Annotated in this window: 25 protein-coding genes; 15 read left to right on the top strand and 10 right to left on the bottom strand. The window is 39.1% G+C overall.

What is annotated here, in order from left to right; genetic code table 11:
• Positions 1-15: 15 nt before the first annotated feature.
• The 8 genes from CDOMF_RS00780 (at position 16) to CDOMF_RS00815 (ending at position 7,301) form a co-directional block, all read left to right on the top strand.
• Positions 16-747 (top strand): hypothetical protein, encoded by a 732-nt coding sequence (locus CDOMF_RS00780; RefSeq protein WP_260952016.1) that lies wholly within the window; start codon positions 16-18, stop codon positions 745-747.
• Positions 747-956: a molybdopterin biosynthesis protein MoeB gene (locus CDOMF_RS00785; RefSeq protein WP_260952017.1), complete on the top strand. Its 210-nt coding sequence runs from the start codon at positions 747-749 to the stop codon at positions 954-956. Before CDOMF_RS00780 ends, CDOMF_RS00785 begins: the two co-directional genes overlap by 1 nt.
• Positions 938-1,438 carry a chemotaxis protein gene (locus CDOMF_RS00790; RefSeq protein ID WP_260952018.1) on the top strand — a complete coding sequence of 167 codons (501 nt, stop codon included), beginning with the start codon at positions 938-940 and terminating at the stop codon, positions 1,436-1,438. The genes CDOMF_RS00785 and CDOMF_RS00790 overlap by 19 nt, the downstream gene beginning before the upstream one ends.
• A 169-nt stretch (positions 1,439-1,607) precedes the next feature.
• Positions 1,608-3,587 carry a TonB-dependent receptor plug domain-containing protein gene (locus tag CDOMF_RS00795; protein ID WP_260952019.1) on the top strand — a complete coding sequence of 660 codons (1,980 nt, stop codon included), beginning with the start codon at positions 1,608-1,610 and terminating at the stop codon, positions 3,585-3,587.
• Positions 3,588-3,705: 118 nt separating this feature from the next.
• The gene (locus CDOMF_RS00800; protein WP_260952020.1) at positions 3,706-4,752 is read left to right on the top strand and encodes an ABC transporter substrate-binding protein; all 1,047 of its coding nucleotides are present in this window, start codon (positions 3,706-3,708) and stop codon (positions 4,750-4,752) included.
• The gene (locus tag CDOMF_RS00805) at positions 4,753-5,754 is read left to right on the top strand and encodes a FecCD family ABC transporter permease (RefSeq protein ID WP_260952021.1); all 1,002 of its coding nucleotides are present in this window, start codon (positions 4,753-4,755) and stop codon (positions 5,752-5,754) included.
• Complete coding sequence (locus CDOMF_RS00810; protein WP_260952022.1) at positions 5,754-6,491, top strand: ABC transporter ATP-binding protein; 738 nt, start codon at positions 5,754-5,756, stop codon at positions 6,489-6,491. Before CDOMF_RS00805 ends, CDOMF_RS00810 begins: the two co-directional genes overlap by 1 nt.
• Positions 6,492-6,506: 15 nt before the next feature.
• Positions 6,507-7,301, top strand: coding sequence for a class I SAM-dependent methyltransferase (locus CDOMF_RS00815; protein WP_260952023.1), 795 nt, complete (start codon positions 6,507-6,509; stop codon positions 7,299-7,301).
• Positions 7,302-7,375: 74 nt separating this feature from the next.
• Here the strand turns inward: CDOMF_RS00815 and CDOMF_RS00820 are convergent, their stop codons facing one another.
• The 7 genes from CDOMF_RS00820 to folE all read right to left on the bottom strand — a co-directional run bounded on the left by CDOMF_RS00820 (position 7,376) and on the right by folE (position 14,011).
• Entirely contained in the window at positions 7,376-7,945 is a 570-nt protein-coding gene (locus CDOMF_RS00820; RefSeq protein ID WP_260952024.1) for a YceI family protein, read from the bottom strand.
• A gap of 164 nt (positions 7,946-8,109) precedes the next feature.
• Positions 8,110-8,532, bottom strand: coding sequence for a TOBE domain-containing protein (locus CDOMF_RS00825; protein WP_260952025.1), 423 nt, complete (start codon positions 8,530-8,532; stop codon positions 8,110-8,112).
• 339 nt (positions 8,533-8,871) lie between these two features.
• Positions 8,872-9,864, bottom strand: a complete 993-nt coding sequence (locus tag CDOMF_RS00830) for an iron-sulfur cluster assembly scaffold protein (protein WP_260952026.1) — start codon at positions 9,862-9,864, stop codon at positions 8,872-8,874.
• Between the two features lie 71 nt (positions 9,865-9,935).
• Positions 9,936-11,126 carry a NifS family cysteine desulfurase gene (locus tag CDOMF_RS00835; RefSeq protein ID WP_260952027.1) on the bottom strand — a complete coding sequence of 397 codons (1,191 nt, stop codon included), beginning with the start codon at positions 11,124-11,126 and terminating at the stop codon, positions 9,936-9,938.
• Between the two features lie 281 nt (positions 11,127-11,407).
• Positions 11,408-12,016, bottom strand: coding sequence for a hypothetical protein (locus CDOMF_RS00840; protein ID WP_260952028.1), 609 nt, complete (start codon positions 12,014-12,016; stop codon positions 11,408-11,410).
• A gap of 103 nt (positions 12,017-12,119) precedes the next feature.
• Positions 12,120-13,424 (bottom strand): flagellar protein export ATPase FliI, encoded by a 1,305-nt coding sequence (fliI, locus tag CDOMF_RS00845; protein ID WP_260952029.1) that lies wholly within the window; start codon positions 13,422-13,424, stop codon positions 12,120-12,122.
• Positions 13,424-14,011 (bottom strand): GTP cyclohydrolase I FolE, encoded by a 588-nt coding sequence (gene folE, locus CDOMF_RS00850; RefSeq protein WP_169943015.1) that lies wholly within the window; start codon positions 14,009-14,011, stop codon positions 13,424-13,426. The genes fliI and folE overlap by 1 nt, the downstream gene beginning before the upstream one ends.
• A 133-nt stretch (positions 14,012-14,144) precedes the next feature.
• On the opposite strand from folE, the gene tig reads away from it, so the two are divergent.
• The 7 genes from tig to purN are packed head-to-tail and all read left to right on the top strand — an operon-like array spanning position 14,145 to position 21,154.
• Entirely contained in the window at positions 14,145-15,524 is a 1,380-nt protein-coding gene (gene tig, locus CDOMF_RS00855; protein ID WP_260952030.1) for a trigger factor, read from the top strand.
• Positions 15,521-16,111, top strand: coding sequence for an ATP-dependent Clp endopeptidase proteolytic subunit ClpP (gene clpP / locus CDOMF_RS00860; RefSeq protein ID WP_169943013.1), 591 nt, complete (start codon positions 15,521-15,523; stop codon positions 16,109-16,111). Before tig ends, clpP begins: the two co-directional genes overlap by 4 nt.
• Before the next feature lie 11 nt (positions 16,112-16,122).
• Entirely contained in the window at positions 16,123-17,142 is a 1,020-nt protein-coding gene (locus tag CDOMF_RS00865; protein WP_260952031.1) for a GGDEF domain-containing protein, read from the top strand.
• A gap of 7 nt (positions 17,143-17,149) precedes the next feature.
• The gene (gene def / locus CDOMF_RS00870) at positions 17,150-17,668 is read left to right on the top strand and encodes a peptide deformylase (protein ID WP_169976403.1); all 519 of its coding nucleotides are present in this window, start codon (positions 17,150-17,152) and stop codon (positions 17,666-17,668) included.
• Positions 17,665-19,191 carry a YifB family Mg chelatase-like AAA ATPase gene (locus CDOMF_RS00875; RefSeq protein WP_260952032.1) on the top strand — a complete coding sequence of 509 codons (1,527 nt, stop codon included), beginning with the start codon at positions 17,665-17,667 and terminating at the stop codon, positions 19,189-19,191. Before def ends, CDOMF_RS00875 begins: the two co-directional genes overlap by 4 nt.
• Complete coding sequence (locus CDOMF_RS00880) at positions 19,188-20,597, top strand: NAD(P)H-hydrate dehydratase (protein ID WP_260952033.1); 1,410 nt, start codon at positions 19,188-19,190, stop codon at positions 20,595-20,597. Before CDOMF_RS00875 ends, CDOMF_RS00880 begins: the two co-directional genes overlap by 4 nt.
• Entirely contained in the window at positions 20,579-21,154 is a 576-nt protein-coding gene (gene purN / locus CDOMF_RS00885; RefSeq protein WP_260952034.1) for a phosphoribosylglycinamide formyltransferase, read from the top strand. Before CDOMF_RS00880 ends, purN begins: the two co-directional genes overlap by 19 nt.
• 43 nt (positions 21,155-21,197) lie before the next feature.
• On the opposite strand, the gene CDOMF_RS00890 is transcribed toward purN, so the two are convergent.
• Genes CDOMF_RS00890 through CDOMF_RS00900 form a run of 3 tightly spaced genes read right to left on the bottom strand, consistent with a single transcriptional unit; the run spans position 21,198 to position 26,835 of the window.
• On the bottom strand, positions 21,198-22,583 hold the full coding sequence (locus tag CDOMF_RS00890) for an efflux transporter outer membrane subunit (RefSeq protein WP_260952035.1): 1,386 nt from the start codon (positions 22,581-22,583) through the stop codon (positions 21,198-21,200).
• The gene (locus CDOMF_RS00895; RefSeq protein WP_260952036.1) at positions 22,576-25,710 is read right to left on the bottom strand and encodes an efflux RND transporter permease subunit; all 3,135 of its coding nucleotides are present in this window, start codon (positions 25,708-25,710) and stop codon (positions 22,576-22,578) included. Before CDOMF_RS00895 ends, CDOMF_RS00890 begins: the two co-directional genes overlap by 8 nt.
• On the bottom strand, positions 25,711-26,835 hold the full coding sequence (locus CDOMF_RS00900; RefSeq protein WP_260952037.1) for an efflux RND transporter periplasmic adaptor subunit: 1,125 nt from the start codon (positions 26,833-26,835) through the stop codon (positions 25,711-25,713).
• Between the last annotated feature and the right edge of the window lie 59 nt (positions 26,836-26,894).

Here is a 26,894-nt window from a genome sequence, read left to right on the forward strand (position 1 = left end):
GCAGGTTTAAATTTTATGAGAAGAGTCGTTTATATAAGTATAGATGATACCGATGAGATAGGATATCCTAAATCTACCGGAATACTTGCCGAGATGATTGCTGAATTTATAGATAGTAATTTTTCACCATGCTCTTTCGTGAGTCGTCATCAACTCTTTATAGATGAGCGAATAAATTATACCTCACACAATAGCTCCATGTGTTTTACTACAAATTTGGATGAAGAGGAATTCGCTAAAGTAATCAAATTTGCAGAAAAACTACTAATAGAAGAGAGCGCTCCAAGCTCTGAACCGGGATTTGCGATAGCCTTTGAAGATGAAATTTCAAATCTAAATGAGTTTATCAAATTTGGCAAGAGAGCCAAATTTGAATACATAACAAAAGATGAAGCTTACAGTGAGGCGTCCAGACAAAATATATATCTAAAAGAGCTTAAAAACACAGGCCATGGTATCATAGGGGCGCTTGGCGGTATGGCTTTAAGGCTTGATGGTAACGACGGTAGAGTTAAAGGCAAAACCAAGATGTCAAAAGATGAGATGAGCGTAAAAGAGCTTTTGGATTTAGGCTTTTGCGATGAGGTTTTGGATGAAAATTTTAATCTCGTTGATAAAAACGAAAAGATACTGACAAAATCGAAACTAAAGTTGATAGTTAAAAATTTTAAAGCGGTTTTGCTTGTGAAATCTGATAAAAATAGAAAATTTATTCCATACGATATAGAAGAGCTTAGAGAATTTTAATGGATAAATTTCAAAATTTTAGCTTAGACGGAGTTTTTTTATTTGGCAAATTTTCTTATGAAAATGCTAGACAAATAGCAGTAAAGTGTGAGTTTTTTACAACCGATAGCGACGAGGATGAACTTGTAGATAGTGATCCGAAGAGTTGCTATAACTGTCTTTTTAGAAGATGGAGCAAGGAGAGCTTTGAATGTTTAAAATTAAGATAGTTTATAAATTTTTACTTATTGTATTCTTGTTTTTAGGAATCTCTATTTTGACATATTCGGGATTTAAATTTGCAAATGGGGACTACACGGAATTTTTTATGAGTTTGCATAAAATTTGTGGTTTTAGTATCGCTGTAATCGCTGTTTTGCATATAATTATAAAGAGAAGAAAGCTAGTAAAGCTTGCAAATGAATTTTTAGATGTGATTTTGAAACGAAAAAATCCATCCTATTGCAATATGGATAGACTTATTATGGCTCTTGAAGACCACACTATAAGTAGTGTCGCAAGTATTTTAAATTTAGATGCTGACGAGTTGGTAGATATTTTAAGAAAGGGTGAAGTGAAACTTAACGGAAAAGATCAAACTCTAAGACAAATTGCCAAGCTAAACGATGAGAAGATTTTTTATGCTCTTGTTTTGATTATAGAGAGGAAATTTGTCGGAAAGAGCTTGGACTTAAAAAGCTGCAATATATAGCCTTATTCATAAATCTTCTACAGGCTATATTTATAAATTAATTCAGTATTTTTTGTTTTAGCTACTTTTAAATATTTATAAAATAAAATTATTTTTTAATATTTTATATTTTTAACCTCATTGTAAAAGGATTTTTAGAAATATAAAAAAATCTATAATAGGAGTTTTAATGAAAAAAACAGTTTTGATTGCTTGTAGTGTTGCTTTGGCGCTTCATGCCGAAGTTTTTGAGCTTGGTCAGGTAGAAGTCGTATCTAAACTTGTAGGAGGTAGCCAAAAAAGCGATACCAACGTAGTTGTGGTAGATAGTGAGCAGATGCAAAAAAATCAGGTTAAGAGGCTATCTGAAGTAGCTTATATGACACCTGGAGTCTATGTTGATAAAAAGGGTCCAAGGGCTGAGCAAAATTTCTATGTCAGAGGCTTTGACGCTCGTAGAGTTCCGCTTTTTATAGATGGAATACCTGTTTATAATCCATACGATGGAAACTCGGATTTTGGAAGGTTTACTACCTTTGATCTATCTCGTATAGATATCTCTAAGGGTTCAAGTTCTGTGCTTTACGGTGCAAATACTATGGGTGGAGCCATAAATCTTATATCTAAAAAGCCTACTAAAGAGTTTGAGAGCAGTATAGGATATGGCGTTGAGCTTGGCAAGAGCAGCAAAACTATAGGAAATAACATTGATTATAGTATAGGAACTCGCCAAGAACTATTCTATGTGCAAGCTGGCTTAAGCTTTATGGAAGATAATGGTCAACAGCTTTCAAGTGACTTTGTAAAAGATGCTAAAGGTAACGAAGATGGCAATAGACGTGAAAAATCTGTTCAAAGAGACAGAAAAGTGCATATCAAGGCCGGCTTTACTCCAAATCAAACCGATGAGTATGCCATAACCTATGTCAATCAAAAGGGCGAAAAAGAGCAGCCTCCTTATGCAGGAAAATATCCTAAAGATAAGATTGCTGATAGATTTTGGGACTGGCCTATGTGGGATAAAGAGAGCGTTTACTGGCTTTCTCATACAGAATTTGGCAAGCTTTATTTGAATACAAAGGCTTTTTATGACACATATAAAAATGATTTGAATTCATACAAAGATAAGATCTATACTAAAAAAACTTTTGGTAGCCATTATAAAGACTACTCATACGGATTTGGCCTTGAACTAGGCGGCGATATAGCAGATAACAATACTCTTAAATTTGCTACAAGTTATAAATTTGATGAGCATAAAGAGCATGATGATGGCGAGCCGGTGCAAACATATCAAGACAAGACCTATACATTCGGTCTTGAAAATACTTATAGATTTAGCGATATGACAAGACTGATTCTAGGTATCAGCTATGATACAAGAGATGCCATAAAAGCTCAAGAGTATGGCAAGCCACTATCTGGAGGCAAGAATAGATTGTTTGACTTTGAAGTCGGCAAGAGACACTCTTTTAACTATCAAGCCGCCATTAAACATAGCTTTAATGGAATGGATGAGCTAAGTTTAAGCTATGCAAAAAAGACATATTTTCCTAGTATGAAAGAGAGATATAGCGAAAGATTTGGAAGAAATACCCCAAACCCATTCTTAAAACCTGAAATAGCAAATCACTATGAATTAGGTTATGCAAGAAGCTTTGGCGATACTCTAAGACTTGAAGGTTCGATCTTTTACTCAAAAGTTAAAGATGCCATAGGCAATGTTATGTTAAAAAATAAGACAAGACAAGCTCAAAACGTGGATAAAGCAGAGTATAAAGGCTTTGAGCTAGGAGCCACTTATTTTGCTACAGATAGCTTGGAGATTGGAGGAAACTACTCATATATTAGTGCAAAATATAAAAACAAAAATGAGAAAATTTACGATCTTCCAAAACACAAAGCGTTTGCTTATATAGATTTTAAAATTTTACCTAAATTTAGCGTTTATGCATCTGAGGAGTTTGTATCTAGCAGATATTCAGGATCTTATGAGGATACTAAGCTAAATGGGTTTGGTTTGACTCATGTCAAATTTATTTATAAGCCGACAGAAAATTTAAGTATAGATGCGGGTGTATCAAATTTATTTGATAAAAACTACGAGTATAGAGAGGGATTTCCTGAAGAAGGTAGGGTATTTTTCTCTAATATTAAATATAAATTTTAATACTTTAAGGGCTTAAAGATAGCATTTTAAGCCCTTTTTATAGTTATTTAGTTTTATATTTTAGTAATATAAAAGGGTAAATTAACTACAATTTTCCAAATTCAATAAAGGCTTTATCATGCTAAAAAAGATTCTGATTTCACTATTGATATGTTTAAAATTCGTCTTCGCCATGAGTAGTTCGGAGATAGATCAGTTTATCTCTCAAAATAGCAGAGATTTTGAAATTTTAACTAAGGAACCGACTCGTGTATATGCAAGCAATCCTACGCTTTTATATCTGCTGTATGCCCTTGCTCCTGAAAAAATTAGCGGTGTAAATTTCGAGTGGAATAATTACGAAAGACCTTATTTAAAAGATTACGTCTTAACCCAGCCTGTAGTCGGTGGATTTTTCGGACAGGGTAAAATTCCAAACGTAGAGATGCTTTTGCGTCTTGATCCTGAGCTAATATTGGTAAATGCAAGCTCAAAAAATGTCAAAAAGATGACAGAAATTTTTGGCTCTATCAAAAAACCAATGTTATATTTGAGCGGAACCAGTTTGGAAGACTATCTAAAAAGCTGGCAAATTTTAGGTAAGGTTTTAAATAGAGAGCAAAGAGCCAAAGAGTTGATTGACTATGCACAAAATTCTATAAATTTAAGCGGCAAGATCAATGAATATCTAAAAACAAACAATATTAAAAAGCTTAGAATCTATTACGCTCAGGGCTCAGATGGATTATCTACGGAGTGTGAGGGTTCGCAGCACGCGATCTTAATACCGTTAAGCGGCGCAGAGGTCGTGCATAAGTGCGAAAAAGAAAGCAGTGCTTATGGGCGCGTTAAAGTGAGCTTTGAGCAGGTTTTAAAGTATCAGCCGGATATGGTTTTAGTCTATGAAAGAGATTTTTACGACAAAATTTACAGCGATCCTAAATGGGCCTTGCTTGACGCGGTAAAAAATAAAAAAGTATATTATATCCCTAGAGAGCCATTTAGCTGGTTTGATCGTCCGCCTTCATTTATGAGATTTTTGGGTATCAAATGGCTTATTAATTTAGCCTATCCCGAAGCGTTTAAATTTGATATAGTAAGTGAAGCTCGTGAATTTTATAAGCTATTTTTAGGACTTGAGCTAAATGATGAGCAGATAGGAAAAATTCTAGGCAAGAGCAAATAGATGAGTAAAAAATCCTTTTTATTGTTGCTCTCTTTGCTGATATTATTTATTTTTGGTTCCTTGTTGCTTGGCAAATACGGCTTTAGCGCAAGCGAATACATAGAGTATTTTGCCGCGCTTTTAAGCGGAAGCGATTTAAAAGAATTTGAGATCATGCACACGCTGCTAACTGAAATTCGTTTTCCTAGAATTTTAGCCTGCTTGCTAATCGGTGCTAGCCTTGCGATCTCGGGTGCTGCTTATCAAGCGATGTTTGTAAATCCGCTTGTTTCGCCTTCGATCCTTGGAGTGCTTGCGGGTGCGGGCTTTGGCGCGGCGCTTGGAATGTTTTTTCGCCTTAGCGACGTGCTGGTTCAGCTTAGTACTTTTGCTTTTGGCTTTTTAGCGGTTGTGTTCTCGCTTCTTATCTCGGCACTTTATTCTCGCTCGGGAAGCGTCATAGTGCTAGTTCTTGGCGGTGTTATCAGCGGCTCGCTATTTACCTCTTTGCTTTCAATTCTAAAATACGCCGCAGATCCTAATGACAGCCTGCCTGCGATAACTTATTTTCTCATGGGAAGCCTTAGCTTTGCTTCAAAAAGCTTTATGGAAATTTCGATCATCCCGATGTTTGCGGGTATCATCTTGCTTGCGCTTTGCGGTAAATACTTAAACGCCCTAAGTCTTGGCGAAGAAGAGGCTAAAAGCCTTGGCGTAAATGTCATGCGAGTTAAAATTTTTGTCATTTTAGTTGCCACTTTTGTGAGCGCTCTAAGTGTCACGATCGCAGGTATCATCGGCTGGATAGGACTTATCGTCCCTCACATCGCGCGCTTTGTTTATGGCGCGGATAATAGAGCCGTGCTAACCAGTTCAGCCATGATCGGAGCGATATTTTTGCTATTTTGCGATAGCTTTTCGCGCCTTATATTTACATTTGAAATTCCTATCGGCATAGTGACATCGCTCTTTGGAATTCCGATGTTTATCATCATCTTGCGCCGCGCTAAAAAGAGTTTTTGATGCTGGTTGAGGTTAAAAATTTAAGCTTTGCCTACAAAGATCGCATAATACTTGATGATATCAGCTTTGGCATAAACGAAGGCGACACGCTAAGCATACTTGGAGCAAACGGAAGCGGCAAGAGCACATTGCTTCGTATCATGCTTGGGTTTTTAAAATTTAAGGGCGAAGTCTTAGTGGTCGGCAAAAGCGTAAGAGAGTACTCTAAAAATTCTCTTGCAAGCCTTATAACCTACGTGCCTCAAACTCACGCGCCGTCATACGAATATACCGTGTTTGACGTGGTTTTGATGGGCGCGCTTTGTAGGACGCCGCTGTTTTCAAATTTTTCTAAGCGCGATAAAATTTTAGCCGAACAGTCGCTTGATAAGATGGGAATTTTAAAGCTAAGAGATGAGCCATATACTCGAGTAAGCGGCGGTGAAAGGCAGCTTGCATATATCGCGCGCACGCTGGTTCAGGGTGCAAAGGTGATATTTATGGATGAACCTACGAACGGGCTTGATTTTGGCAATCAGATAAAGCTTTTAGAGATGATAAAGATGCTAAAGGATGACGGCTACACTTTCGTGCAGACTACGCACTATCCGAGACATGCGAAATTTGTCTCAAATTTGGTGCTATTTTTAAAAGATGGCAAAATTTTAAGCTTTGGAAGCAGCGAAGAGCTCATAAATGCCGAAAATATCGATAAAATTTATGAGGTAAATTACGAAAAATACAAAGATAGGCTATAAATTTAAGGAGAGAAAATGATACTGAAATCAAACTATGACGAGATAGATTTTAACGAACTTTATAAGGCTCAGCGTGCAAAAAGCTCCTTTGGCTCAAAGAGCGTGGAAGACTGGGACAACAAGGCTGCGGGCATAAATGAAAGCGTGCACGAGAGCATTTATATAGATGAGTTTTTAAGTAGGGTTGATTTTAACGCAGTTAAGAGCGTGCTTGACTTTGGTTGCGGGCCTGGAACTCTTAGCTTAAAGGTTGCGCCTAAAGTTGAGAGCGTATATGCCTATGACTACTCAAAAAATATGCTTGAATTTACCAAATCAAACGCTGATAAGTTAAATTTGAGCAATATCAAAACCGCTCAAAAAGCGTTTGAGGATGACTGGAGCGATGTGCCGATTTGTGATGTTGTCTTTGCGTCAAGATGCCTTGAAGTGGATGACTTGCGCGGCGCACTTGCCAAGCTCATATCAAAGGCAAAAAAGGCTGTTTATATAACTTTTAAAGTCGGAGCAAGCTTCGTGGATGAGGAAATTTTGCGTGTGATGAAGAAGGAGGTCGAGCCAAAGCCTGATTATATCTATCTCGTAAATATCTTGGCGCAGATGGGCTATTTGCCAAAGCTTGATTTTATAAAGAGCGAAAACAAACACACCGCCGCAACAAGTGCTGATGAGCTTATCAAAAAGGTAACTTGGGGCGTAGGAAAAGAGCTAAGCGAGGCTGAAAAAGAGCGTTTGGCAAGCTACTTTCACAATGGATACGAGCTTAAAAACGAGCCTATGCTTTGGGCTTTTGTGCGAGTTGATGTTTGAAATTTGAGTTGCAAATTTAACTAGGAGATGAAGCAAATTTGACCTCATCGCAAGGTCAAATTTGGCTTGTTTGATTATTTTGCCGCGGCTTCTACATCTATTTGAAGCTTTACTTTTTCAGATATCATAGCGTCTGCGTATTTTGTGCCGACGTTAAAATCCTTTCTCATTAGATCGCCGCTTATACTAAAGCCGATTTTCTCGTTGCCTTTTGGATCTTTGTTTTCGCCGCCGTATTCAAAGTCAAGCTTGACAGGCTTTGTCACGCCTCTGATAGTTAGATCGCCGTAAATTTTACCTTCGTCGTTGCTCTCTTTTTCAAATTTGGTCATCTTAAACGTGATCTTATCAAATTTGTTCACATCAAAAAAATCCTCTGAAAATAGGTGGTCATCGCGTTTTTGATTATCCGTATCTACGGATTTGGCGTCTATTGTTACTTCAAGAGCTTTTAGCTCGTTTGTCGCTTTGTCGTAATCAACTTTAGCATCGTAAGCTTTAAATTTGCCGTTTACTTTGGCTATCTTAAGGTGCTTAACCTGAAATCCTAGCGTGCTGTGAGCGTGGTCTACTACGTAGTTTTGCGCGTAGCCAAAGCTTACTAAAAGCGCTGCAATGGCGGATAGTTTGATCAAATTTTTCATCTGCAATCCTTTAAAATAATTTCTTAAAATTATATTTTGGATTTTGCAACGAATAATAAATCGGTTATATTTTGTGTTTTATTTTAATAAGTTAGAGGTAAAATTTAAGATAAATTTATGAAAAGAAAGTCCGTGTAACTCTGCACGGACAAATTTTATATCAATTAAGCGCCGATTATGATTTGGCTTGCTTTAATAACCGCAACTACCTCATCACCGGCTTTAAGAGCTAGGTTTTTAGCAGATTCGTTTGTGATGATAGCGCTTAGCTTATCTCCGCCGGCTATCTCGATAGCTATCTCAGCATTTACAGCACCCTCTTTAACGCTAGCAACCTTGCCTTTGATTTGGTTTGTTGCGCTTAGTTTAAGCTCGTTGTTGCCTTTTGCAACGATGATGCTTGAGGCTTTGAAAAGATAAACTACTTTTTTACCTACTTTAAGATCAAGAGCTTTTTCCGAATCAACAGTTACTGTAGCTTTTACTGTCTCGCCGCCTTTTAGCTTGCTTACGATTAGTGAATTAACCACACCTGTTTTTACTTCAACAATCTCTGCTTGAAGTTGATTTCTTGCGCTGAATGACATTTTAAATCCTTTGTTCTTAGTTCGATTTTTAAATCTTGGTAAAATCTTAACAGCCTAAACTTTACCAAAACTTAAAATAAAATTGTATAGAAAAATAATTTAATTTGATTTTTGATAATATTTTAAAAGCTCGGTAAATTCGCTATTTCATCGCTAAAATGTTCAAAATAAATATTTCAAATCTAAAATTTAATATAAATTTATATATCTAAATTTAGGCTAGCTATATCCAAGGCTTTGAAATTTGGGGCGCTTGATGAGAAATTTGAGGGGTTAAGAAGATAAACTAACGGCTTTTGGAGGTCAAATTTAACTCCAAAGCCGTTAGTGTGTATTAAATCAGATAGGTAAAACCCTAATGTTTTGACTTAAATTTTGTTGTAAGACGGACTCTATCGCATATAGCGTTCCGCCTGCTCCGCTTGCGCATCCCGAGCATGCTCCAAGGTAGCGGATATAGATATCGATGATGCCTTTGTCGTTTTTCTTGATGTCAAGGATCTCCATATTGCCCCCATCCATCATAAGCATAGGGCGAATTTCAGCGTCTATTACGGCTTCAACCGCTTTAAGTTGCCCAACTACCGTAAGCTCTTCAAACGCTAGATCAGAATCATTGCCAGAAATTTTAGCATCTGCAATAGCTTTTAGCTTTTCAGCTTCCATCTGTGCTCTAGTTTCAGCTAGGATATCCACCAGATAATACTCTCTTTTTTCATGTCCGCCGGGCTTGATGCATGATTTACAAAATGCACCGGCTTTTGTGTACTGAGTTATCTCTTCAACCGTTTTTAAGTCGTTCATCCTAATAACGTCGCGAATCGTGCCAAGGCTTATGCGGGCGCACTCACATACGATGATCTCATCTTCAAAATGATCAGGATCCACGCCTTTATAACTTGCTGCAGCCGCCTTGATAACATCATAAGCCATAACCGAACAGTGCATCTTTTGAGGTGGAACCGCAGGAGTGTCAGGATCATCACGCATCGCTTTTTCTACGTCTATGTTTGTGATCTTAACCGCTTCATCAACCGTTTTTCCTATACAAAGCTCAGCCATAGTGTCCGAGCTTGCTATCGCCGTGCCACAGCCAAAGCTTTTAAATTTCGCGTCCATGATAATGTCGGTCTTTTCATCTACCAGCCAGTATAATCTCACCGCATCGCCGCAACTCTCAGCTCCAAAATCAGCTACTATCAGCTTGCCGCCGCGCTCTTTTGCCTCTTCTTCTGTGATTTGTCCCATATTGCGAGGGCTGTTCATCAGGTCTTGAACTTTTTGTGAGTACTCATCCCAAATAGAGCCGCCGATTAAATCGTGTTTTGCCATTTTATTCCTTTTGAGACCTGTTAGCTATTTAGCTAAATCAGCTCTCTTTCTTTTTAAATTTCTAAATTTTATTAAAGCCCGCTTATATGACCTTGCGGCGTATAAGCAAATGTGCTTGAAATAGCTCTTAGTCTCTCAACCGCTTTTTTGATATGCACTATCGCGTAGTCGATCTCTTCTTCTGTGGTAAACCTAGAAAGCGATAGACGCAAAGCGGTGTGAGCTAGCTCCTTATCGGCTCCGATAGCTTCCATGATAGGGTTACTCTCAAGCGTTTCACTTGCGCATGCCGAGCCTGTTGAAGCAGCAATACCTGCTTGGTTTAGATCCCAAAGCATAGCTTCGCCTTCTACACCTTTAACTGCCGCTAATATCGTGTTTGGAAGGCGGTGAGCCCTATCTCCGACAACTGAAATTTCAGGTATCTCAAGTAGTGCGTCTTCAAGTTTGTCTCTTAGTCTTCTAACGTGCAGGTTTTCAAATTCTATTAATTTATTGCTATTTTCCAGGGCTTGAGCCATACCGACGATGCCTGCTACATCAAGCGTTCCGCTTCGTCTGCCGCCCATGTGCTCGCCTCCGTGAAGCAGGCTTGTAAGCGGTTGAGAATTTTTGATGTAAAGCCCTCCGATACCCTTTGGACCGTGAAATTTATGCGCCGAAAAGCTCATGAAATCAACATTCACATCTTGAACGTCTATCTTTATCTTCCCTACCGTTTGAGTGGCATCGGTGTGAAATAGCGCTCCGTTTTCGTGCGCGATAGCCGCAAGCTCTTTTATAGGAAATATCGTTCCTGTTTCGTTATTTGCCCACATTACGCTAACAAGAGCGGTCTTATCATCTATCAATTTTCTTAAATCGTCCGGATTTAAAAGCCCGTTTTCATCTACCGGGATATGGCTTACTCTTATGCCAAACTGCTTTAAAAACTCGCACGCAGCGCTTGTTGCAGGGTGTTCGACAGAGCTAATGATGATATGATCTTTTTCTTTATTTAACATATGATCGAAAAACACGCCCTTTATCACCCAGTTGTTGCTCTCAGTCGCGCAACTTGTCACTATGATATCGTCTTTATCGCGAGCATTTAGCGCAGTGTAGAGCTGATTCATGGCACGGCGAAGAGCTGGATGCGTCTCGCTTCCAAATCTATGAAGGGAGTTTGGATTGCCGTATTTTTCGCAATAAAACGGCTTCATCAGCTCGAAAGCTTCAGGATCAACCATCGTAGTTGCGTTATTATCTAAATAAACTCTCAAATTTTTACCTTTTAATTAGGATAGATTTTATCCTTTTTTATTTTTTCAGGATATTATAACAAATTGCATAAAATTTAGTTTAAAATTTGGGCTTAATTTTTTCAAATTTGGTGTGATTTTGATATTAAATTTATATTGAAATTCTTTATCAATTTACTATTTATTCGAAGTTTAAGCTGTCTCGGCTTCTCTTTAAGATGTAATGCTTTTAAAATTAATTGATTTTCTTAAGTTTTACAAAGCAAAATTCTTGAAATTTGCCGGTTTTATAAAATTTATCTTTAGTAAAACAGCTTATCGTAAAACCTTGCGCTATCGCCACACGCTTCGCTGGTTTGAAATAAAAACTCGCCGCTTCTTTTATTTAAAAATGCATCAGAATACATATTTTTAATCGACGTATTTGAAGCAACCGTCTCTTGGGTTTTGTTATTTATCACCACAACTCTTTTGCCGTCTATAAATTTTTGCATTAACGGCAAGAAGCCTATTTTTTCGGTAGTGATGTTGTAGTCAAACAGTGTGTGTCCGCTTAGAGATATTATGTTTTTGCTCTCCGGATCGCAGGTAATGACGTTTATATTATCGCCTCTTATGAAGCCGACTCTTGCATTTTTGCCCGCTTTCAAGCAAGAAAAATCAGCCTCGTTAAATAACTTTGAGTCCGTAAATAAAAAGCTTGAGTTTTCAGGCAGCTCTGTCATGAAATTTTTAGCCGTTTCGCAGTAAGACACGGTAAGAAATTTTGCGACAAGATACCAGCTCCAAGGCACCACAAGAGCTACGATAAGCACGAGAGAGCTTGTGAGTTTGTTAAAATTCGCCCCCTTTACCATAACAATAAATACAAAAACGCAAAGTATAAAGTAAAATGGATATATCAGTAACATTTCATCGCTTTAAATTTATCTATATTTTATCTATCTAACTCAAATTTTCATATTATATTACAAATTTTTATGATTTACACAAATTCTGTCCAAATCCAACCGCTTAATTTATCTCCCTTAGCATCGCCTCGCTTCTTTCAAAGCTAAAGCCCTCATCCTCATCTTGCTTTAAAAATTCATTTATAAATTCGCGTTTTGAGATAGCGGTATCAAGCTCCTTGTCGTTGCCTTTTTGATAAGCTCCGATGCGAAGCAAAATTTCATTTTCTTTTATTAGCGAATAAAACCTCTTAAATTTAGCTACGTTTGCCTTATGTTCGGGCGTGATTAGATCGTTCATCACACGCGAAGCCGAGTTTAGGATATTTATCGGCGGATAGATTCCAAAGTCCGTTAGCTCCCTGCTTAGCACGATGTGACCGTCCAGTATCGAGCGGCTTTGATCGGCTATCGGATCGCTCATATCATCACCATCAACCAAAACCGTAAAAAACGCCGTGATAGAGCCTTTGCCTTCCTCTTTGCCCGCCCGCTCCATAAGCTGAGGAAGCAGTGTAAGCACTGAAGGTGGATAGCCTTTAGATGTAGGTGGTTCGCCAAGCGCAAGACCTATCTCGCGCTGCGCCATGGCAAATCTCGTCACGCTATCCATGATAAATAGCACATCCTTGCCTTGGTTTTTGAAGTATTCCGCCACGCTCATAGCGCAAAACGCACCATATTTTCGCATAAGCGGGCTATCATCGCTTGTTGCTACGATTAGAACCGTACTACTTAGATCGCCGTGCAAGTTCTTTTCGATAAATTCAGGCACTTCACGACCTCTCTCGCCAATGAGTGCTACTACTTTAACAGGCGCTTCGGAATTTTTTACTATCATTCCCATTAGAGTGCTTTTACCAACTCCGCTTCCTGCAAAAATTCCAAGCTTTTGCCCTTTACCGCAGGTTAAAAGCGCGTCTATACTCTTAACTCCGACGCTAAAAATTTCATTTATAAGACCTCTTTTCATCGCGTCAATCGGAGCTTTCATGATGGGCACAAACTCATCCGTGTATATAGCACCTTTGCCGTCTTTTGGGCTCATAAATGGATCCACAACACGTCCAAGTAGGGCGTCACCGACCGGAATTTTCATGCCTTGGTCGCTAAGATAGACAAGATCGCCTATCTTGTAGCCCTCGACAAAGCCAAATGGCGAGATGACAGCGCTATCTTGATTGATCTCAGTTACCATACCAAGACCTCTTTTGCTTTTATCGCGAGCAACGATTTGCACGATGTCGCCTATGCTTGATTTAAGTCCTGAAATTTCGATCGTGGTTGATGAAATTTTATTTATAACGCCAAAGACGTTTGAAAGGGATAAATTTGAGCTTAGTTTGGATTTTAGACGTTCTAAAGCCACTAGAATCTCACCTCTTTTGGAGAATTTATGAGAGCGAAGAACTCTCTTCTGGTATCTGCATTTTTGATAAAAATTCCTCTTAATGCCGAAGTGGTTGTGGTTGAGTTTATCTTTTCAACCCCTCTCATCTCCACGCACATATGCCTTGCTTCTATCACCACGCCAACACCTTTTGGCTTGATGACTTCTTGAATGGCGCTTGCGATCTGCTCGGTCATCTGCTCTTGAATTTGAAGCCTTCTGGCAAAGATATTTACCATGCGAGGAAGCTTGCTAAGTCCCACAACCTTGCCGTCTGGTATATACGCCACATGAACGCGCCCGATTATAGGAAGCAGATGGTGCTCGCAAAGGCTGTAAAACTCAATATCTCTCATCAAAACCATTTCGTTGTTTGAGCTTTCAAAAAGTGCGTCGTTAAGCACCTCTTTTGGATCTTGCTCATATCCTTGAGTTAGAAATTTAAACGCTTTAAAAACTCTCTCGGGAGTCTTGATAAGTCCTTCGCGATTTACATCTTCGCCGATTATCTCAAGCATGTTTTTAACCGAGTTTTCAAAGCTAATTTTTTGCCGGTTTTCTTGCATTTTCGATTTCCTTAAAATTTAGTGATATTTTACATTAAAGCGCCTTTTGCATTGATAAATTTGAAATTTATACAAGTAATAAGGAAAAATTTGATATATTCATTAGAAAATTTTTATTTTTAAAAGGAAATAAATGGAACTCAAAACCAAAGTTATAGACACTGCCAATGCTTCGGTAACGGCTAAAATCTCAAGCGAAGAGATAAAATCAAAGCTTGAAAATCTTGCTAAAAAAGCAGCTAAAAATATGAAAATGGAAGGCTTTAGAGTTGGTAAAGTGCCTGTAAATTTAGTCTTAAAAAGATACGAAAAAGAGCTAACCAGCGATGCGGAACAAGACGCTTTAAAAGATCTTATAGACGCCGCTTTAAAAGAGCTTAATAGAAAAACAGATGAGGTTATCGGCGAGCCGATGTTTATAAAATTCGAAAGAGAAGAGGGCGCTATCGATACCGAGATAGAAATTTCATTTAAACCTGTCGTAAATTTGGACGGATACGAAGAGCTTATACCTGAATTTTCAACTCCTCGCGTTATGAAAAAAGAGATTGACGAGAAAAAAGACGAGCTTTTAAAGATGGTAGCTCCGCTTGAGAAAGTTGATAAGAAAAAGCTAGAAAAAGGCGACTTTGCTAAATTTGACTTTGAGGGCTTTGTAGACGGCGTTGCGTTTGACGGCGGCAAGGCTGAAGGATATGTGCTTGAGATCGGTTCAGGTCAGTTTATACCCGGATTTGAAGACGGTATGGTTGGTCTAAAAGTCGGTGAAGAAAAAGATGTGGAAGTAACATTCCCGGCTGAGTACGGTGCACCAAATTTAGCGGGCAAACCGGCTGTGTTTAAAGTGAAATTACACGAAATTCAAGGCAAAAACATAGCTAAAGAGATAGATGAAGAGCTACTAAAACAACTTATGCCAAATGAAGAAAACGCTAGCGTTGAGCTACTTGAAGAGAGAATCAAAGATCAAATCAGGGCCGATAAGCAATACAAGCTGGTTAACGAAGAGCTTAAGCCGAAATTTGCAGAAGCTATCGTGAAAAAGTATAAATTTGATATACCAAAAAACATCGTAGAGCAAGAGATAGATATGCAATTCCGCGGCGCGTGGAACAGCTTTAGCGAAGATGAGATGAAGAGCTTTAGAGACGATAAAGACACTCTAACTAAAAAGCGCGAGACATTTCGTGAAGACGCCCAAAAGAGCGTAAAACTAACATTTATCATAGATGAGCTTGCTAGAAAAAGAAATGTAGCGGTAAGCGATCAAGAGCTTATCCAGGCTGTTTATTTTGAGGCTTACAGATCAGGACTTGATCCAAAGCAACACCTTGAAAACTACAAAAATCAAGGAGTTCTGCCTGCTATCAAGATGTCAATGATAGAGGAGAAGCTGTTTAACGAGATGTTTGATAAAAAAGAAGAAAAAGCTGAAAAGGAGCCTAAGAAAGCAGCTAAAGAAAAAGACGAGCCAAAGGCTGAGAAAAAGACAACAAAAAAGGCGGATAAATGAGCTATTACGTCCCATACGTAATCGAGCGAACAAGCAAAGGCGAGCGAAGCTATGATATATACTCTCGCCTCTTAAAAGATCGCATTGTAATGCTAAGCGGAGAGATAGAAGACGGTATAGCCTCTTCTATCGTGGCTCAAATGCTGTTTTTAGAAGCTGAAGATCCGGATAAAGATATCTACCTATACATAAATAGTCCGGGCGGAGTTATCACAAGTGGCTTTAGTATATATGATACAATGAACTACATAAAACCCGATGTGTGCACGATCTGCATAGGTCAAGCCGCGTCAATGGGGGCGTTTTTGCTAAGTTGCGGAACGCCCGGCAAGAGATATGCGCTTCCAAATTCTCGCATCATGATACACCAACCACTTGGCGGCGCTAGAGGACAAGCGACTGATATAGAGATACAAGCGAAAGAAATTTTGCGTATGAAAGAGATTTTAAACTCTATTTTGGCTAAGAATACAGGTCAAAAACTAAGCAAGATTGCCAAAGATACCGATCGCGACTTTTTCATGAGTTCGTTTGAAGCCAAAGAGTATGGGCTTATCGATAAAGTTTTGGAGAAAAGCTTTAAATAACGAGGTTAAATTTGATTAAAGTTAATAAAAAGAAGGCTGAAAATACCGTAACTATAAAAGACAAGGAACCTGCAGAGTTTAATATATATGGGTTTTCCGAGGATGTTATAAAAGAGCTTATAGAGGAAAATATCCCATCTATTCCTAAAAATTACTCTATTTTCTTTGAAAAGATGCTTGATAAAAAGTCTGATGATTTTAAGAAAAAAATTACCGAGATTATAGAGATTGAAGATGAGATAGGTAGAATAGAAGACTATAGGCAAATTTACATCGAGCGAGAGATTAAGCAGAGTTTTGCTCAGATAAAAAGCATGTTGCAAGCGGTCGCACTTATATATAAAAACCTTGGAATTATGAAAACTATTATAAAAAAACGCTCAGATAGCCTTGAAGCAAATTCGAATTTACTTACAGTTCAAAGCGTATTTAATGCATTTAATGATGACTTGGATAAGCTTAATGCTTTAATCAATAAGCATATTGACGTTATCAAATTAAACTATGAAGAGATCAGTAGAGTTTTTAAAGTCGTAGAGGAACAATCTATATACGATCCTAAATTTGATCTCTATAATAAAAAGTTTTTCTTAAAAACTTTGGAATCAGAGCTTCAATATGTAAAAAAATATGGATATAAATCATCTTTTATGCTTGTAAGGCCAAAAGATGAAATGATGAATCTTTTAGGTGTTAGAGATAGGCAGGCGATACTTAAAAACATCTCAAGATTTCTTCTTAGGACATCAAGAAGAAGCGATATTTTAGCACATTATGGCGATGGAATTTTTGCTATGCTTATGAAGCACACCGATATAGAAGGTGCAAAAAAAGCTTGCGAAAGAATTGCCGATATGTTCTATACAACGACATTTTTGATAGCTGAAAGCGATATAGAGATAGATATAGAGATAGCGGTTTGCGATCTGAATACCACAAAAACTATTGAAGAGGTTCTTTCGCATACATTGGATATGCTTGCAAAAAGCGGACGACATAAGTCAAAATACGTGATAGTAGAGGATAAGTAGTTTAATCATGGTGTTAGCAGTTTTAACATATCCTGACAAGAGGCTGTATCAAAGATCGGCAGATATAGATACCTTTGATCAAAATTTACATACTTTTTTAGATAATATGTATGATACAATGATAGCAAAAAATGGCATCGGATTAGCTGCTATTCAGGTTGGAAATCCGATTCGGGCATTGATTATAAATTTAGTCAATGAAGAGAGTGAAATCCAAGAAAGAGCCGATCTGCTCGAGATAATCAACCCAAAAATAGTTCGCAAAGAAGGCGAGCAAATTTTTCAAGAAGGCTGCCTTAGCGTGCCAGGATTTTATGAGGATGTTAAGCGTGCCGAAAAGATAACCTTAAACTATCAGGATAGACACGGCAAAGAGTGCGAGCTTGAAGCGGACGGGCTTTTAGCCGTTGCGATACAACACGAGATTGATCACCTTGACGGACATCTTTTTATAGAAAAAATCGGCTACAACAAACGCAAAAAATTTGATAAAGAGTATAGGAAGTTAAAGAATAAAACTTTATGAAATCGCTAAAATGCGCTACTTACACAGATGGTTTAAAGATTGTTGATGTAGAAGCAACATTTAATAGAGGGTTGCCAGCACTTAGCATCGTAGGGCTTGCAAGCGCAAGTATCAAAGAGAGCGAAGCAAGGGTAAAGTCAGCTCTTCTAGCTCAAAATTTCTCCTTTCCCGCTCAAAAAATCATCATAAATCTATCTCCTTCAGACATGCCAAAGACGGGCAGTCATTTTGACCTTCCTATCGCGCTTTTGATCGCTTTGCAAAAAGAGGTTAGGAGCAACTCATTTAGCGAATTTTTCGTATTTGGCGAGCTTGGACTTAACGGAAGCATCAAGAGCACGGCAAGCCTGTTTTCTATACTTTTGTTTTTAAGCACAAGTGTTACAAAGGCTAAGGTTTTAGTGCCAAAGGAGATAGCTAAAAACGCAGCGATGATACCGAATTTAGAAATTTATGCCGTAAGTAAGCTTGATGAGGCGATAAAATTTTTTCTTGATGAAGAGTTTAAGCAGCAGTATTTAGTCAAAGAGACTCATCCGCTCTTTTCAAATTTGACTCAAATTTGTGGCAAAAGTTATGTCGCAAACTCAAAATTTGAGCTTGATTTTAAGGATATCAAAGGTCAGACTAGAGCCAAGAGAGCTTGCCTCATAGCTGCTTGCGGCATGCATAACATCATCTTTGAAGGAAGCCCTGGGTGTGGTAAAAGCATGAGCGCAAAGCGCTTAAGATATATTCTTCCGCCTCAAAATTTAGATGAAATTTTACTAAGCGCGGCATACGCGTCGCTAAATTTGCAAGATCACGAATTTAGCGTGCTTAGAGCTTTTAGAAGCCCGCATCATACATCGACAAAAAGCTCTATCTTCGGGGGTGGAACGGCAAGCGCAAGGATAGGCGAAGTAGCACTTGCAAACGGCGGGATACTGTTTTTTGATGAGCTTCCGCATTTTGGCAAGCAAATTTTAGAAAGCTTGCGCGAACCGCTTGAGGATAACCAAATCCACATCTCAAGGGTAAATTCCAAGATAACTTACAAGACAAAATTTATGTTTGTTGGCGCGATGAATCCATGCCCGTGTGGAAATTTGCTCTCAAAGCAGCTAAATTGCAGATGTTTAGAAACCGATATCAAGCGATACAAGGCAAAAATTTCAGAGCCTCTATTAGATAGGATCGATCTGCACGTGCTTATGGATGAGGTTGCAAGTAGCGATAAAAGCGATATATCAAGTGCCGATATGCAGCGTGAAGTTTTGCATGTTTTTGAAGCGCAAATGAAGCGAGGACAAAGTGAGCTAAACGGCAAGTTAAGTGACGAAGAGATAGCTAAATTTTGCATTTGCGATAGTGAAGCTAAAAGCGTGCTAGATATGTCGGTTGGGAGATTTGCTCTAACTCAGCGTGGTATAAATAAGACTTTAAAGGTGGCTCGCACGATCGCCGATCTTGACGGCTCGCAAATCATCAAAAAACCTCATATCTTAGAGGCTTTAAGCTTTCGAGTAAGGAGCGAAGCATGAAAAAACTCTTTTTAAACACTTCTAAGCTTGATGAGCTAGCTTGCTTAAAATTTGGGCTAAGCAACGAAATTTTGATGGAAAATGCTGCAAATGCACTTGCAAAAGAGGTGCGTAAAAAAGTTAAAAAGGGCGTAAAAATTTTAGGTGTTTGCGGTAGTGGAAATAACGGTGCAGACGTAGCTGTTGCTCTTAGGATGTTAAGCGGCGAGTATGAGTGCGAGCTCTTTTTGGCGTTTGAAAAACAAAACGAGATGCTAAAAATTCAGCTTGATAGAGCATTTAAACTTGGAGTCAAGCAAGTTAAAAAAATCGGCAAATACAGGTGCGTTATAGATGGAATTTTTGGCTCCGGGCTAAATAGAAATTTAGATAAAAAGACGGTAGATCTCATAAGTTCTATAAATGAAATGAAAGCCTACAAGATAGCTTGCGATATACCAAGCGGGCTTAACGAACTTGGAAATAGCTGTGGTGCCGTTTTTAAGGCGGACATAACTATAACTATGGGAGCTAGGAAGATCGGGCTTTATTCTGATTTTGCCAAGGATTTTACGGGCAAGATTAAACTTGCTAATTTAGGTCTTGCCGGTGTTAAATTTGAAGGTGAAACCGATACTTTTAAACTTCAAAAAAGCGATATGAATTTGCCTTTTAGAAATAAAGCTAACACTAACAAGAGTGATTTCGGACATGTTTTTATAGTTAGCGGAGAGCTTAGCGGAGCAGCTCAAATAGCCGGAAAAGCGGCTTTAGCGATGGGTGCAGGGCTTGTTAGTATCGTTAGTGAATCTAAAAATTTGATAACAGATCCGATTTTAATGAACGCAAAAGAGATAAGTGAAAAAATGGCTTATGGGGCTCTTGGAATGGGGCTTGGAAAGCTTGATGAAGTTAAAAAAACAGAGCTTTTTAAAACTCTTAAGAGTAAAAAAGCGTTAGTGCTTGATGCCGATATGTGTTACGAAAAGCTTACGATAGAGCTTTTAAAATCCAAAAAAGATATCGTTATAACGCCTCATCCAAAGGAGTTTAGTTCGCTTTTAGAGCTTGGTGGATTTGGGAAATTTAGCGTGCAAGAAGTTCAAGAAAATCGCTTTGAGCTTGCTAGAGCGTGGAGCAAAAAATTTCCAAATGTGCTGGTGCTAAAAGGAGCCAACACGATCATAGCTTACAGCGGAAACGTTTACGTTATGCCTTATGGAAGCGCCGCACTTTCAAAAGCAGGAAGCGGTGACGCACTTAGCGGCATAATCATCTCTTTACTCGCTCAAGGCTACACTGCGCTTGATGCAGCGATAAGTGGGACTATAGCTCACGCGTTAAGCGTGCGAAAATCAAAGCAAAATAACTACTCAATCACTTCAAAAGATATCATAAAAGGGCTTAAATGGTTACGAAAAAAATAGCGGTTTTATTTAGCGGAAGTGGCTCAAATTTAGAGGCGATTCTTCAAAAAGTTCATAATAAAATTTTTAATAACGTTAAAATCGAAGTAGTACTAACACTAACAAACAAAGCTAACGCTTACGGCATAGAGCGCGCGCGCAGATATGGGCTTGAAAGCGTGATCATAGAGCATGCGAATTTTGCTTCAAGGCAGGAGTTTGATCAAGCGTTAGTTGATGAGATAAAAAAATATAATGTCGATCTAACCGTGCTTGCTGGCTTTATGAGAATTTTAACTCCGGTTTTTACAAATCAGATAAAAGCTATCAACCTTCACCCGTCACTTCTGCCGCTTTTTAAGGGTGCTCATGCTATAAAAGAGAGCTTTGAAAGCGAGATGTTAGTAGGCGGCGTTAGCGTGCACTATGTTAGCGAAGAGCTTGACGGCGGCAGGCTTATCATGCAGCGAGCCTTTGAAAAAAGTGATGATATGAGCCTAGAAGAGTTTGAAGAGAAAATTCACGCTATAGAGCATGAAATTTTGCCTGAAAGTATTGTAAAAATTCTTTGTAAATAAGAAAGTTTATAGAAGCTAGAATTTTCTAGCTTCTGATTTGGTATTATTTTAATTCGCTCTCAAGTTTAAACCCGCCGCCAAACGCCTTATAAATTTCCACGACCGAGTTTATAACGTTTAAATTCGCGCTTATATTTTGAAGCTCTGTAGCAAGCAAATTTCTTTGCGCGTCAAGTAGTTCAAGGTGGCTGCTGTAACCCTCGTCAAATTTGCTTTTAGCTATCTTATAAATTTTTTGTTGCGAATTTAAAAGCTCTTTTATGCTTTGCTCTGAAAGCTTTGCGTTTTGTCTTGAGATAAGTGCGTTTTTAACTTCGCCAAGAGCTGTTTTTATAGTTTTTTCGTAGTTTAGAGCCGCTATTTGCTCGTTGGTTTCGGCGATTTTTACATTGTTTTTGATGCGTCCGTGGTCAAATATCTTTTGAGTTAAAGAGCCTCCTAAGCTCCAATTGGTTGCGTTTGATACGAACAGCCTAGCAAGATCCTCACTAACAAATCCAAAAAGTCCGGTAAGAGATATCGACGGATAGTAAGCCGCCCTAGATACGCCTACTAGAGCGTTTGTGCCTTTTAAAGTTTCATAAGCGCTAGCTACATCACTTCTTCTAAGCAGTATGTCTGCGCTTATACCGGCTTTTACTTCAGGCTCTTTTGGTAGTTTTTTAGAGCTTTTTATGACACCTTTTAAAATTTCATCGTTGCTTTTGCCGCTCATTATGCTAAGCGAATTTAGTGCTAGGCTGATTGAGTTTTTGATGTCTACAAGGCTTGCTTTGGCGCTATCTACTTGAGCTTTGCTTTGTAAAAAGGTTATGTTATCGACACTTCCAAACTCAAGCTGAGTTTTTCTAAATTTCATTATCTCTTCATAGTTTTTTAGTGTATCGCTTAGCACCTTTTCTCTCATGTTTAAAGCAACCAGAGTGAAGTAGCTTTTGGCGATATTTGACGCTATGGTAAGTCTTGCGCTGTCGTAGTCAAATTTGCTCGCTTTTAGACTTGATTTAGAAGCTTCTATACTGTTTTTGACCCTGCCCCAAAGATCGATCTCGTAGTTTAACCCGAAATTTAGAGAGTGGTTTGTGTATTTTACATTGTCTTGTTTTGTATAGGTTTCACCGCTTGTTCTAGCTCTTGTAGCACCTGCATTTAAATTTACGCTGGGAAACAGATCCGCACTTGCTATACCAAGGCTTGCTTCGGCTTTTTGCAAATTTAAAAAGGCTATCTTAAGATCAATGTTGTTGTTAAGCGCTTCTTCAACGATGACATTTAAATTTTCATCGCCAAATTCTTCCCACCATCTGTCTTTGATATCGGTTATGAGCTGATAAGTCGCCTCGAAATTTGTATCGACATTTGGCAGCTCAGGTCTAAACGAGCAGCCTGCAAAAAATATCGCAACAGCGATTATGAGTAGATTACGCATGGGCGCTCTCCTTTACTTTTGGCTTTTTATCCCAAAATTTGTTGTTTAAATTTTCAAGCAGATAGTAAAACATCGGCACAAAAAAGATCGCTATCGTGGTTGCCGCTATCATGCCGCCGATCACTCCCGTGCCAAGCGCATGACGAGACGCAGCTCCCGCACCGGTGCTTATAACCATTGGGAAAACTCCTAGCGTAAATGCGATAGAGGTCATTACTATCGGGCGAAATCTTAGTTTAGCTGCATTAACAGCCGCTTCAAAGGCGCTCTTTCCGCTTTCGCGCTCTTGCATCGCAAATTCCACGATCAAGATCGCATTTTTAGCCGACAGTCCGATAAGAAGCAAAAGCCCTATCTGAAAATATATATCGTTAGTTAGCCCTCTAGCCCAAACCGCCACAAGCGAGCCAAACACCGCAAACGGCACGGCTGTGATAACGGCAAGCGGGATGAGCCATCTTTCGTATTGCGCGGCAAGGATCAAAAACACAAACACCATACCAAATATAAACGCCGTAGTGCCCGTTCCTTGCGAGCTAACCTCTTGATAGGCGCTTCCTGACCAGCTTATAGCGTATTCGTCGTTTGATAGTTGCTCTGCGACCACTTCGCTTATTGCCTTGATCGCGTCTCCTGAAGTGTAGCCGGGCTTTGGATCGCCCATGATTTTGGCAGCCGGAAAGAGGTTAAATCTATCCACGATATCAGGCCCCACTCCTCGCTTTAGCGTTACAAGCGAATTTAACGGTATCATCTCGCCGCTATTTGACTTGACAAAGATATTTCTAAAGTCCTCCGGCGAATTTCTATATGTATCAACAGCTCTTACATAGACGTTATAGGACTTGCCAAGCATGTTAAAGTCATTTACGTAGTATGAGCCGATGGTTGCTGCTATGGTGCTAAAGATATCTGGCTCGCTTACTCCTAAGAGCTTTGCCTTTTGCTTATCTACGGTTAGGTTATACTGCGGATAGGTTGTCTCAAGTGTGGTTCTTACGCTTGTAAGCTCCGGGCGAGCATTTGCCGCAGCGACTACTTTTAAAGCGTCTTTTTCGATCTCGTTGTATGTTTTGCCGGTTTTATTAAGCAGATACATATCAAATCCACCCGTTATACTAAGACCTGTTATCGGCGGGACGTTTACGACGAAGGTCATGGACTCTTTTGAGCCCCAAAATGTCTTGTTAAAATGGCCTACCAAAGCGCTAGCCGAGCTATCTGCGCTCTTTCTTTCGCTCCAATCTTTAAGTCTTATGAAAGCAACTGCCGAGTTTTCCTTAAGTGCGCCCGCAAACATATCATATCCCACAAGACCTGTTACAAATTCGATATTTGGGTTTTTGGTAAATGCGTCGCTTATATCCTTCATCTCTTTTTTGGTTCTATCCATGACAGAAGCGGGTGGAAGCGAGGTTATAGCTATTATTGAGCCTTTATCCTCAGGCGGCACTAAGCTGCCAGGGATTGAATTAAACAGCACAAATATAGCGTATCCCATAATGCCTATGGCGATGAAGCTTGGAATGATATGTCTTAGAACTTTTGCGACGCCTGCTGTAAATACGCTCGTGCTCCAGTCAAAAAATTCGTTAAATTTACGCACGAACCAAAATGGCTGCGACTCTTGCTTTTTAAGCATAACCACACAAAGTGCGGGTGTTAAAGTAAGTGCGACAAATCCTGAGATACAAACAGAAACCACTAAAGTAAGCGCAAACTGACGCTGTATGACGCCAACAAACCCTTCCATAAATGCAACCGGGATAAATACCGCAGAAAGCACAAGCACGATAGAAACTACCGGTGCAGCAACCTCTTGCATCGCTTTTATAGCAGCGTCTCTTACGCTGATATCTTCTTCATGCAAAATTCTCTCTATATTTTCTATAACGATGATAGCATCATCAACGACTATGCCGATAGCAAGCACGAGAGCAAACAGCGTTATCAAATTTATCGTAAAGCCCATCGCATAAAGCCCTGCAAAAGTGCCTATGATAGATACGGGCACTGCAAGCATAGGTATGATGGTTGCGCGAAAACTCTTTAAAAACATATACATAACGACCATTACAAGCACCATCGCCTCTAAAAAGGTCTTCATAACCTCGTTTATAGATACTTGTATAAATTCGGTCGGGTTATAAGCGACCGTGTGCTTAAATCCGGTCGGGAAATTTCTTGATAGCTCGTCAAGCTTTTTATTTACGGCATTTGCGGTCGCAAGAGCGTTTGCGCCGTTTTGCAAGAAAATGAGCATAGGCACCATCTTTTGTCCGTTTAGCATACCTTCAAACACATAACTTCTTGCTCCAAGCTCGACGTTTGCTACGTCTTTTAGCTTTAGCATAGTGCCTTCTTTTGAAGTTCTTAAGACTATATTTTCAAATTCTTGCACGCTTTTTAGGCGTCCTTCGGGTCTAATAGAAAAGACGTAAGGATTGTCCGTAGTGTTTGGCTGCTCTCCTATCTTACCTGTGGCGTATTGTTTGTTTTGCTGATTGATTTGAGCTATGACTTCGCTTGTTGAGATGTTAAATTTAGCAAGCATATCGGGCTTAAGCCAAATTCTCATAGCATAGTCTTTGGTGCCGATAACCGCTGTATCTCCCACTCCATCGACCCTTTTTATCTCATCTTCGATATTTGCCAGCACGTAGTTGTGCATCTTGATGATATCCATATCTTCGGAGGTAAATGAGATAACTTCAAGCATGCTTGAGCTTCTTTCTCTTACCGTTACGCCTCTTTGCTGAACCTCACTAGGAAGCTTTGCAAGAGCCGCTTGAACGCGGTTATTGACATCGATTGCGGCTTGTTTTGAGTCAGAGCCTATCTTAAAATATACGTTTATGCCCATAGTGCCGCTTGAACTTGAAGTGCTTTGTATATAAAGCATATTTTCAACGCCGTTTATCTGATCTTCGATAGTAGTTGCAACCGAATCCGCAATGGTTTGCGCATCCGCTCCCGTATAAACCGCGCTTACTGAAATTTGAGGCGGGGTAAGTTGCGGATACTCTTCTACCGGCAGACCTTTAATCGCCATTGCGCCTGCTATTACGATGATTATAGATATTACCGTTGCAAAGATAGGTCTATCTATAAAAAATTTAGAAAACATCTAGTTTTTCTCCTTATCAACTTGCGCACCGGCTCCAACTCTAATCTTTTTAAAGTTGTTTATGATGATCAAATCACCCTCTTCAAGTCCGCCGCTAACTACCGCATAGTCCTCTTTTTGATATGAAATTTCTATGTTTTTTTGCGTTACTTTTTGATCTTTTAGCACAAGTACGAAGGTGTTCATAGCGTCTTGCTGGATGGCTACTTGAGGAATTTTAAATCCGTCTTTTTGATAAAATCCATCCATAACTACGCTTGCAAAAGCTCCCGGCATCAGCTTTGCGTCTTTGTTTTCAAATTCTGCTTTAGCTAGAACGCTTCCTACATTTACATCCACTACATTATCTATAAAGCTTACTTTGCCTTTAAAAATTTCGCCTCCCGTTTTTAGCGTGGCGTTAGCGCCGTTTTGCGCCCAAGAGCCTGCCTCTACGTTTTTAACTCTATTTAGATTATCAACATCGGCGATATAAAATTTAACGCTTATCGGATCGATTTTGGTTAGTCTTACAAGCTCCGTTGCACTAGCTGAAACAAAAGAGCCCACATCAACCAAATTTTCGCCCAAAACTCCATCAAACGGCGCAACTACGGTCGTATAGCCAAGATCTATCTTTGCGTTTTTAGAATTTGCCTTTACGCTTAGCAAGGTTGCGTTTGCGATATCAAGAGCGCTTTTTGCCGAGTCAAATTCCTTTTGGCTTACGGCTTTTTTCTCGTATAGTTTTTTTACTCTGTTAAATTCGGTTTGAGCGTTTTTAAGAGTTGCGCTTGCGACTCCAACGCTTGCTTCAAGAGCGTCATAGCTTGCTTGATATTTTTCAGGATCGATTAAAAACAGCTTGTCTCCTGCCTTTACCTTGTCTCCTGCTTTAAAATACTGCTTTATCAGAGTGCCTGAAACCTTCGGTCTAAGCGTTACATCTTGGTTGCTTGCTATTTTGCCGGGGTATTCAAAGGTGATCGGGATATCTTCTTTTTTGGCTTTTATGATATCTACTTTTGCAGGCGGAATTTGCTTTGGATCTTGAGCTGATCCTGACTTTAAACTATCTTCTTTAAAACATCCGGTAAATAGAAGCGAAACTATAACTAGAGTAGAAATATTTTTAAAAATATTCATAAAATAACCTTGTTGATGTAGTTTTTAATATTGTAACTTATGTTACAATAAAATCGCTA

The organism is Campylobacter sp. RM16187 (assembly GCF_025319965.1).
In the GTDB taxonomy this organism is placed as follows: Bacteria; Campylobacterota; Campylobacteria; order Campylobacterales; family Campylobacteraceae; genus Campylobacter_A.

Bases quoted from the DNA above. Each gene is read 5' to 3' on its own strand.
- CDOMF_RS00780 (WP_260952016.1), top strand. From the start codon at position 16: ATGAGAAGAGTCGTTTATATAAGTATAGATGATACCGATGAGATAGGA.
- CDOMF_RS00785 (WP_260952017.1), top strand. From the start codon at position 747: ATGGATAAATTTCAAAATTTTAGCTTAGACGGAGTTTTTTTATTTGGC.
- CDOMF_RS00790 (WP_260952018.1), top strand. From the start codon at position 938: ATGTTTAAAATTAAGATAGTTTATAAATTTTTACTTATTGTATTCTTG.
- CDOMF_RS00795 (WP_260952019.1), top strand. From the start codon at position 1,608: ATGAAAAAAACAGTTTTGATTGCTTGTAGTGTTGCTTTGGCGCTTCAT.
- CDOMF_RS00800 (WP_260952020.1), top strand. From the start codon at position 3,706: ATGCTAAAAAAGATTCTGATTTCACTATTGATATGTTTAAAATTCGTC.
- CDOMF_RS00805 (WP_260952021.1), top strand. From the start codon at position 4,753: ATGAGTAAAAAATCCTTTTTATTGTTGCTCTCTTTGCTGATATTATTT.
- CDOMF_RS00810 (WP_260952022.1), top strand. From the start codon at position 5,754: ATGCTGGTTGAGGTTAAAAATTTAAGCTTTGCCTACAAAGATCGCATA.
- CDOMF_RS00815 (WP_260952023.1), top strand. From the start codon at position 6,507: ATGATACTGAAATCAAACTATGACGAGATAGATTTTAACGAACTTTAT.
- CDOMF_RS00820 (WP_260952024.1), bottom strand. From the start codon at position 7,945: ATGAAAAATTTGATCAAACTATCCGCCATTGCAGCGCTTTTAGTAAGC.
- CDOMF_RS00825 (WP_260952025.1), bottom strand. From the start codon at position 8,532: ATGTCATTCAGCGCAAGAAATCAACTTCAAGCAGAGATTGTTGAAGTA.
- CDOMF_RS00830 (WP_260952026.1), bottom strand. From the start codon at position 9,864: ATGGCAAAACACGATTTAATCGGCGGCTCTATTTGGGATGAGTACTCA.
- CDOMF_RS00840 (WP_260952028.1), bottom strand. From the start codon at position 12,016: ATGTTACTGATATATCCATTTTACTTTATACTTTGCGTTTTTGTATTT.
- folE (WP_169943015.1), bottom strand. From the start codon at position 14,011: ATGCAAGAAAACCGGCAAAAAATTAGCTTTGAAAACTCGGTTAAAAAC.
- tig (WP_260952030.1), top strand. From the start codon at position 14,145: ATGGAACTCAAAACCAAAGTTATAGACACTGCCAATGCTTCGGTAACG.
- clpP (WP_169943013.1), top strand. From the start codon at position 15,521: ATGAGCTATTACGTCCCATACGTAATCGAGCGAACAAGCAAAGGCGAG.
- def (WP_169976403.1), top strand. From the start codon at position 17,150: ATGGTGTTAGCAGTTTTAACATATCCTGACAAGAGGCTGTATCAAAGA.
- CDOMF_RS00875 (WP_260952032.1), top strand. From the start codon at position 17,665: ATGAAATCGCTAAAATGCGCTACTTACACAGATGGTTTAAAGATTGTT.
- CDOMF_RS00880 (WP_260952033.1), top strand. From the start codon at position 19,188: ATGAAAAAACTCTTTTTAAACACTTCTAAGCTTGATGAGCTAGCTTGC.
- purN (WP_260952034.1), top strand. From the start codon at position 20,579: ATGGTTACGAAAAAAATAGCGGTTTTATTTAGCGGAAGTGGCTCAAAT.
- CDOMF_RS00890 (WP_260952035.1), bottom strand. From the start codon at position 22,583: ATGCGTAATCTACTCATAATCGCTGTTGCGATATTTTTTGCAGGCTGC.
- CDOMF_RS00895 (WP_260952036.1), bottom strand. From the start codon at position 25,710: ATGTTTTCTAAATTTTTTATAGATAGACCTATCTTTGCAACGGTAATA.
- CDOMF_RS00900 (WP_260952037.1), bottom strand. From the start codon at position 26,835: ATGAATATTTTTAAAAATATTTCTACTCTAGTTATAGTTTCGCTTCTA.